Below are 7,041 nucleotides of genomic sequence, written 5' to 3' on the forward strand. Positions count from 1 at the left end.
GCCGCGAACCGGGCGGGGCTTCGCGACTGGGGCAGTGAGTCAGAGACACACTGCGGCATTTTTTATAGTTGTTTGACCGGTACTACAAACGACAGCGTTTTTCTTTCTTTGTTACAGCAGGGGTGCCAGATAGTCGGCCCAGCGCTGCACCGCTTCCGGCGTACGCAGCAAATCATTGCGGACTTCGATCAGCACCGAGTCCAGGCCGCGCGCATCGCCGTGCACCGGCACGGTCATGTCGGACAGTGGGTCAATGGTGTAGGGCTGATTACCGGCCACGATCAACTCATGTCGGCTCAAACCGTCGATCAGCCGTTGGGCGTAGGATTGCGCGCGGGCGTACAGCACGCCGGCTTCGACCGTTCGTGGCTGACCGTAGTAAACCGGGGTGAAGCTGTGAATGCCCACCACACGGACCGCTCGGCCTTGTGCCTGGCGTGACTCGATCAGTTGCGCCAGGCGCTGGTGGAACGGGTTGAACAACTGTTCCCGACGGTACTGACGGGTCGCTTCGTCCAGGACCTGATTGCCCGGCACCTGATACACCTCGCTTTGCATCGGGATGCTGGAGTGGGCGTGCAGTGGCCGGTTGAGGTCGATCAGCAGTCGTGAGTAATTGGCCGAAATCAGGGTCGCGCCCAGTACCTCGGACAAGGCTTCGGCCAACGCCAGGGCACCAATGTCCCAGGCGATATGCTCACGTGCGGCGTCACTGCTCAGCCCCAGGTCATTCAGGGGCGCAGGGATGTAGCGGCTGGCGTGTTCGCACACCAGAATCAACGGGTGCTCGGACGCTTCCAGGTTCAAGCGATAGGCCGGCTTGGTAAACAAACCAAGCTCGGCAGACTCAGTACAGGCGTGCATAGTGCTCACAGAGTTGGGCGGGTGAGAGCTGATCCGTCAACGTGAGTTCTTCCTTCTTTAACGCAAAATATGAATCAGTCAGAGGCTTGGGTAGCGCGTCGAACAGCGCCTTGCTGTCACGCAGCATGGCCAGTGCTTCTGGCAGTGAAGCAGGCAGGACATTGATCCCCAGGGATTCACGTTCCTGGGCGCTGAGGTCGTCCGGTACTTTGTCGGTTATGGCCGTGAGTGGCAGGCATTGTTCGATGCCCAGACGCCCGGCGATCAGGATCGCGGCCATTGCCAGGTGCGGCGAAGCAGTGGCGTCCAGGGCGCGGAACTCCAGGTTGAATTGCTGTGCCTGGGACTTCTCTCCCATGCTCACGGTCGGGCAGATACGCAGCGCGGCTTCGCGATTGCGATGCCCGAGGCACGCGTACGACGCACTCCAGTGATGAGGCCCCAGGCGCAGATAGGAAACGGGTGTCGGCGCGGTCAGGGCGCACAGCGCCGGCAAGTAGTGCACGATACCGGCCGCCCAGTGTTCGCCGAGCATCGACAGGCCATTACGGAGGTTTTCGTCATACAGCTTTGGGTTGCCCTCCAGGTCTTGCAGGCTCATGTGCAAGTGCACGCCATTGCCCACACCGTGTTCTTCGGTTTTCGGGGCGAAGGTCAGCGACATGCCCATTTGCCGGGCGATCTCACGGGTGATTTCGCGCAGGTTCACCGCACGGTCGGCCGCCGCGACGCCGAGGGCCGGGCGACAGGTGATTTCGTATTGGTTTTTACCGAATTCCGGCAGGAACATTTCCGGCTCTGCACCGGCAGCGCGCAAGGCGCTGAGCAGCCAGCCGCCGAACTCGGCGCCCTGGCGTTGTGCGGTCAGCGACAACGCGGGTTGCGCAGGTTGGGGTGTCGCCATGCCGAGTTTGAATTCATGTTCGAACGCGGCATTGACCTGCAAACCGAGCTGGTCGCGGTAACGCTGGATTTCGTCAGTCAACAGCGTACGCGGGCATGCGGCCCATGGCCGGCCATCGGTCTCGCAGATGTCGGCGTGGATGAAGTCCATGGCCGGCGCGTTGGCATCCGGGCCGTTGCTGACGGTCACGCGGCTGCTCATGTCGGGAATCAACCGCAGATCGCCATACGCGCCCCAAGGGCTTTCGCTGGGGATGGTGTCTTGGGGCGTCAGGACGATATTGGCCGGCACCCAGCCACACCCGGTGGCGGTATAGCGTGGTAGCTCATCGGTGGGAAACGAGCGGCCACGTGTGATGCCGACCAGGTCGGTGGTCACCAGCGTGGTCATGTCCACGGGCGTCAGCGGCGCCACGCCGGGCGTGCGGCTCATGGCAGCATCTCCTGCAAACGGCCGATGACGGTCTGGGTGTCGGTGATCCAGCAGTAACCCTTGATCGCATTCAGGCACGCGTGATGGCGTTCTTCGGTGTGGGTCGCGCACGCGTCTTCCACCAGCGTCACCAGGTAGCCACGGTCGGCGGCGTCGCGCACGGCCATGTCCACGCACTGGTCGGTGACGATGCCGGCAATGATCAGGTGGCGGGTTTGCAGGTTGCGCAGGACGTAGTCGATGTTGGTCGAGTTGAAGACGCCCGACGAGGTCTTGGGCAGCACGATTTCGTTTTCTAGCGCCGCCAGTGGCTCGACGATCATCGCGCCGGGGCTGCCCTTGGGCACATTCAGGTTCGACAACTTATGGTCCAGCGAGCGGTCGCGACCATCGACGGTCAGGCTCTCGATGACCGTATGCAGAACGTTTTGCTGCGCCGAGCGCATGGCGTCCAGCAACTTGCGCTGGTTGGGGATGACCATCTGGTGTGCGCGGGTCAGGAAGTAATCCGCCTCCGGGCCTCGGTGGTGGGCATCAAGCGATGGGTCCAGCCAGGCACGCTGCATGTCCACCAGCAACAGGGCCGTGTGGTCGGTGACGTACGGCAGGTCACGAGGCGAGCGGTGGGGGAGAATAAACATCCTTATTTTTCCTCTAGCAGGTGAGTGGTGAATTCGGCCCGAAGTGCATCGATGCCTTCCAGGCGCTCGGCAAGCTCTGGGCAACTCAGCCCCAGGCAGGCAATCAGCGCCTCGACCTGGGCCAATGCCGGAACGAGGGTGTCGAACGCCGAGATGGACTCCACGGGAGCGGTCATCACCAGGTCAGCGAGTTCGCGCAACGGTGAGGCATAGATATCGGTAAACAGCACGACCCGGGCGTGCCGTTGCTTGGCGGCGTTGGCGACCCTGAGTGCCTGGGACTGATAGCGGCGGTAGTCGAATACCAGCACCACGTCCTGGCGTTGCACGTCGAACAAACGGTCTGGCAATTGCGCGTTGTCTTCCAGGGCAAAACACCCCGAACGGAACAGCCGCAGGTGATTGAGCAGGTACTGGGCGAGGAAACTGCTGAACCGTCCGCCAAAGCAATGCACTTGATGGCGACCGTCGAGCAGCCACTGCATCAGGATGCGCACGTCTTCGGGCTGGGTCAGTGCCTGGGTTTCCTGCAAGGCGCCCCCGCAGCTCTCCAGGTACTGGGTCCAGGTGTCACCTTTTATATGGGAGCGCGGTTGCAACAGGGTGCTGGGGGAGCGCAGTCGATGATCCATGTCACTGAGCAACGCTTCCTGGAACTGGGCATAGCCGCCGAAACCGAGCTTCTTCACCAGTCGTACGATGGTGGGGTCGCTGACGCCGGCGTGTTCTGCCAGACGGGACATCGGGCCCAACCCGTTACGCGGGTAATGGTCCAGCAAGGCGCGTATGACTTTGCGTTCCGCCGGCGTGAGGTCGAGGCCGGGCTCAGTAATCAGGTCTCTGAGAGAGGGCATCCGAGCTCCTGACAGGGGGTTGTTGTTTTAGTTTCATAATCCGTTAAAACAGTATTTATGTAATGTACGCTACATGTCTAGTGAATTTTTGTAGCCTTTGCGAGGCTCTAAATCGGTGCTTAGCGCCCGCTCTGATTGGGTGTTCGGCTATTTCTGGAAGTGATGTAAGTAAGTACCTTTAAGTTTGTAGGACATTGCCGATTGTTTGGGATGACAGTGCTTGGGTTGCCGACGATTCGTCGGCCGTACAGCCCATAAGTTCGGCCCTTTCGACACAATGTCCCTCCAGGCCAATCCGCTGTACTCTTTTTCCTTCGCCACTCAGAGTGATTTCCTGTGCAGGTAACCCGCTTGACCTTGATCTGCCATGCGCGAACCGTCGCACAAAAATTGGCGCGTTTTCCTATGGATGAGCCGGTGGAAATGGACTGGGAAGTCGCCCGTGGAACCCGTGGCGCTCATTTCAAGAGTACGGCGCGGGTACTTTGTGGGCCTGAGTTGCGTACGCGACAAACCGCCCAGCTGTTTGCCGCCCAGGCGCAGGTTGTCGCGGCCCTTGCTGATTATGATGTCGGGCGCTGGCATGGTCAGCGCATTGGCGACCTGCAAAAGACCGAGCCCGAAGTGCTTGAGCGCTGGCTCGGTGACCCGAATGCGGCGCCCCACGGTGGTGAGTCGGTAACGCAACTCTGCACGCGCGTCGCCGATTGGCTGCAAACCTTGACTCACACGGCGGGGCATGTGGTCGCGGTCACTCATCCGTTCGTCATTCGCGCAGCGCTGGTGCAGGTAATGCACTGCGCGCCGACGGCGTTCAATCTGATTGACATCGAGCCGTTGTCGGCCGTCGAACTGCGCTTCAATGGCCGTTGGCGCCTACGTGTGCAAGACGTTGGCGCAGACTGTGAAAGGATCACTCCATGAAAAAGCTGTTGATCATCGGCATAGGCGCCGGTAACCCGGACTACATCACGATGCAGGCGGTCAAGGCGCTGAACCGTGTCGACGTGTTCTTCCTGATGGACAAGGGCCAGGCCAAGGACACGCTGATCGACCTGCGGCGTGACATCTGCGAGCGCTACATTACCGACCGCGACTATCGCTTCGTCGAGGCGCATTGTCCGGAGCGCCAGCGTGGCGATGTTGACTACAAGGCCAGTGTCGAAGAACTGAACCGGAGTAAGCAGCAGACCTACGAGCGGTTGATCAACGAAGAAATGACCGACGACCAATGTGCCGGCTTCCTGGTATGGGGCGACCCGGCGTTGTACGACAGTACGATCCGGATTCTGCAGGCGATTCTCGCCTCGGGTCGCTGCGTGTTCGACTTCGAAGTGATTCCCGGCATTACCAGCGTCCAGGCCCTGGCCGCGCAGCACAAAGTGGCGCTCAATCGTATCGGCCGTTCAGTCGAAATCACCACCGGTCGACGGTTGGCGGCGGGGCAGGTGAGTGAGGCCGATAGCCTGGTGGTGATGCTCGATGCGCAGGATGCTTATCATCAGGTCGCGGACCCGCAGACGCAGATTTACTGGGGCGCCTACCTCGGCACACCGGACGAGATCCTCATTGCCGGCAAACTCGGTGATGTGGCCGATGAGATCGAGCGGGTGCGCAAAGCGGCTCAACTGGCCAACGGCTGGATCATGGACACCTATCTGTTGCGCAAGCCTGAATCCGAGTAGGGCGACGGTCGCTTACGACAGCGCCGTTGTTTCGCGCCCAAACCGCTCGCGATAGACCGATGGCGGCAATCCCACCACGCTGCGAAAGGCCACCCGGAAACTTTCCACCGAACGGTACCCGCACATTTGCGCGATCTGTTCGCTGTGATGGCGGCTGCTTTCCAGCAGTTCTCGAGCCCGGGCCAGGCGTTGTTGCTGCAACCACGATTTGGGCGAAGTGCCGGTGGCTTCGCTGAATCGCCGCAAAAACGTGCGCTCGCTCATGGCCGCCTGGCTGGCCAGTTCGCGCACGCCGATCGGTTCGTGCAAGCGCTCGCGAGCCCATTGCATGACCCGCGACAGATCGCTGCGCGGCGTGCGGCTCACAGGGGTGGGAATAAACTGCGCCTGGCCCCCGGTGCGTTGCGGTGACATCACCAAGCGTCGCGCCACCGAGTTCGCGACCTGGGTGCCGAAGTCGCGCGCCACCAGATGCAAGCAGGCGTCGATGCCGGCGGCGCTACCAGCTGAGGTAATCAACTGGCCCGCATCGACGTACAGCACGTCGGGGTCAACGAGGATGTTTGGAAATCGCTCGGCCAGTTTGTCGGTGTAGCGCCAGTGGGTGGTCGCCGCCAAGCCATCGAGCAAACCGGTGGCGGCCAATACAAACACACCTGAACAAATCGACAACAACCGGGCGCCTCGGGCGTGGGCCTCACGCTATGCGCCGAGCAGCGCTGGCGGCACCGGTTCGCTGCGGCTGCGCCAGCCAGGGATAATCACGGGGCGGGCACTTTCCAGCAGTTCCATACCGCCATCAGCAAGTACCTGGATTCCGCCCGTGGCGCGCATCGGCCCGGTGTCCACCGCAACAATTTGATGCCGGTACCAGGGGAACTCGAACTCGGGTCGTGCCAGACCGAAGATCTCTACGGCGATCCCGAACTCGAAGGTGCAGAGTCCGTCGTAGGCCAGAATCGCGACTAAGCCGGGATCGTTGTGCATTTGGCGGAAAATTCCCAGTGGGTGTCTTGTGCGCCACTGTAGCTGTAAGCGTCGCCTGGTTACAGTTCTCCTACGCCTACAATCGTTTGGAGAAAACCCATGACCAGCCTCGTCCGTGAAGTTCCCGCAGCGCCTTCGGCCATTGCGCTGATGCATTTCAGCAATCGCCTGACATTTGAAACCGACTGTTCCGACGTTTACAGCAGTCAACAAGCCGCAGAAGTCGACTTCGTTCTAGTGGACGTGCGGGGGCCGGTTGCTTTTGAGCGTGGTCATGTGCCGGGTGCGGTCAACATTCCGGGGCGGCTGATCACAGCGCAAGGGCTGGCTGAGTATCCGCAGAACACCTTGTTCGTGGTGTACTGCGCCGGCCCCGCACTGCAACGGTGCGAACAAGGCGGCTGTAAAACTGGCGGCCTTGGGTTATCCGGTAAAGGAAATGATCGGCGGGGTGACCGGTTGGCTGGATGAGGGCTTTACGTTGAGTCATGGGGGCGAGCAGCCCACTCGGCATGGCATCGGCTGTGAATGCTGAGTCGGCACGTTGCTCCTATAAAGGAAGGCACTCAATTTGCAGCAAGCATGGGAGCATCGCCAGCGCGGAGCGGCTCCAATCAGTATGGAATTTCGCTGCTTGTTTTTATAATTATTTGTCGCATAAACGTAATTTGCTT

At 60.7% G+C, this 7,041-nt stretch carries 6 protein-coding genes and 2 pseudogenes; 3 read left to right on the forward strand and 5 right to left on the reverse strand.

The genetic code is table 11. The features are described from left to right. Window positions 1-111: 111 nt before the first annotated feature. The 4 genes from AABM54_RS11035 to AABM54_RS11050 are packed head-to-tail and all read right to left on the reverse strand — an operon-like array spanning window position 112 to window position 3,695. Window positions 112-864, reverse strand: coding sequence for an N-formylglutamate amidohydrolase (locus AABM54_RS11035; RefSeq protein ID WP_347905445.1), 753 nt, complete (start codon window positions 862-864; stop codon window positions 112-114). Next, window positions 848-2,200, reverse strand: coding sequence for a glutamine synthetase family protein (locus tag AABM54_RS11040; RefSeq protein ID WP_347905447.1), 1,353 nt, complete (start codon window positions 2,198-2,200; stop codon window positions 848-850). Before AABM54_RS11040 ends, AABM54_RS11035 begins: the two co-directional genes overlap by 17 nt. Next, a complete protein-coding gene (locus AABM54_RS11045; RefSeq protein WP_347905448.1) occupies window positions 2,197-2,841 on the reverse strand; it encodes an isochorismatase family cysteine hydrolase in 645 nt (214 codons plus the stop codon). The genes AABM54_RS11040 and AABM54_RS11045 overlap by 4 nt, the downstream gene beginning before the upstream one ends. Window positions 2,842-2,843: 2 nt before the next feature. Next, window positions 2,844-3,695, reverse strand: coding sequence for a MurR/RpiR family transcriptional regulator (locus AABM54_RS11050; RefSeq protein ID WP_347905450.1), 852 nt, complete (start codon window positions 3,693-3,695; stop codon window positions 2,844-2,846). A 336-nt stretch (window positions 3,696-4,031) separates the two neighbouring features. On the opposite strand from AABM54_RS11050, the gene AABM54_RS11055 reads away from it, so the two are divergent. Together AABM54_RS11055 and cobF are read left to right on the forward strand one after the other, a co-directional pair. After that, window positions 4,032-4,619, forward strand: a complete 588-nt coding sequence (locus AABM54_RS11055) for a histidine phosphatase family protein (RefSeq protein WP_347905452.1) — start codon at window positions 4,032-4,034, stop codon at window positions 4,617-4,619. Continuing rightward, window positions 4,616-5,380 carry a precorrin-6A synthase (deacetylating) gene (gene cobF / locus AABM54_RS11060; protein WP_347905454.1) on the forward strand — a complete coding sequence of 255 codons (765 nt, stop codon included), beginning with the start codon at window positions 4,616-4,618 and terminating at the stop codon, window positions 5,378-5,380. The genes AABM54_RS11055 and cobF overlap by 4 nt, the downstream gene beginning before the upstream one ends. Window positions 5,381-5,392: 12 nt before the next feature. Here cobF and ftrA read toward each other — a convergent pair. Next, window positions 5,393-6,367, reverse strand: a pseudogene (ftrA, locus tag AABM54_RS11065) (transcriptional regulator FtrA). A 99-nt stretch (window positions 6,368-6,466) separates the two neighbouring features. On the opposite strand from ftrA, the pseudogene AABM54_RS11070 reads away from it, so the two are divergent. After that, window positions 6,467-6,902 (forward strand): annotated as a pseudogene (locus AABM54_RS11070) (rhodanese-like domain-containing protein). The last annotated feature ends 139 nt before the right edge of the window (window positions 6,903-7,041 follow it).

Source organism: Pseudomonas purpurea (assembly GCF_039908635.1).
Lineage (GTDB): Bacteria > Pseudomonadota > Gammaproteobacteria > Pseudomonadales > Pseudomonadaceae > Aquipseudomonas > Aquipseudomonas purpurea.

Coding starts and splice junctions, on each gene's coding strand:
- AABM54_RS11050 (WP_347905450.1), bottom strand. CDS start 3,695: ATGCCCTCTCTCAGAGACCTGATTACTGAGCCCGGCCTCGACCTCACG.
- AABM54_RS11045 (WP_347905448.1), bottom strand. CDS start 2,841: ATGTTTATTCTCCCCCACCGCTCGCCTCGTGACCTGCCGTACGTCACC.
- AABM54_RS11040 (WP_347905447.1), bottom strand. CDS start 2,200: ATGAGCCGCACGCCCGGCGTGGCGCCGCTGACGCCCGTGGACATGACC.
- AABM54_RS11035 (WP_347905445.1), bottom strand. CDS start 864: ATGCACGCCTGTACTGAGTCTGCCGAGCTTGGTTTGTTTACCAAGCCG.
- cobF (WP_347905454.1), top strand. CDS start 4,616: ATGAAAAAGCTGTTGATCATCGGCATAGGCGCCGGTAACCCGGACTAC.